1 protein-coding gene is annotated in these 353 nt (G+C 51.6%); it reads left to right on the top strand.

The window, feature by feature from the left end:
• Positions 1-353: iron-containing redox enzyme family protein (locus tag HX773_RS25720; protein WP_176973839.1), on the top strand; the 353-nt coding region annotated here is incomplete at both ends.

Below are 353 nucleotides of genomic sequence, written 5' to 3' on the forward strand. Positions count from 1 at the left end.
AGGACGAGATGGGCAATGGCGTCCCTGAGGACAAACACAGCCATTTGTATGAGAAGACGATGGTGGATCTTGGTCTGAGCGATACACCGGATGCCTACCAGGACCACTTCCTCACCAGCAACATGCTGGTCTCGGCCTATACCTACCAGATCTGCCACGATAAAAGTAAGTTCTTGCGTTACCTGGGCGCATTCTTCCGCAATGAAGCGTGCTTCATTGTATGGCAGAAACAACTGGGTGAATCCGTTCGCGAAATCTACAGCGGAAAAGTCGACTGTCACTACTTCGACGTTCACACTTCGGTCGACCAGGCACATGGTCGCTGGGTTCTTGACAACCTTATATCCCATGCC

Origin of the sequence: Pantoea sp. B9002, assembly GCF_013385945.1 — a bacterium.
In the GTDB taxonomy this organism is placed as follows: domain Bacteria; phylum Pseudomonadota; class Gammaproteobacteria; order Enterobacterales; family Enterobacteriaceae; genus Pantoea.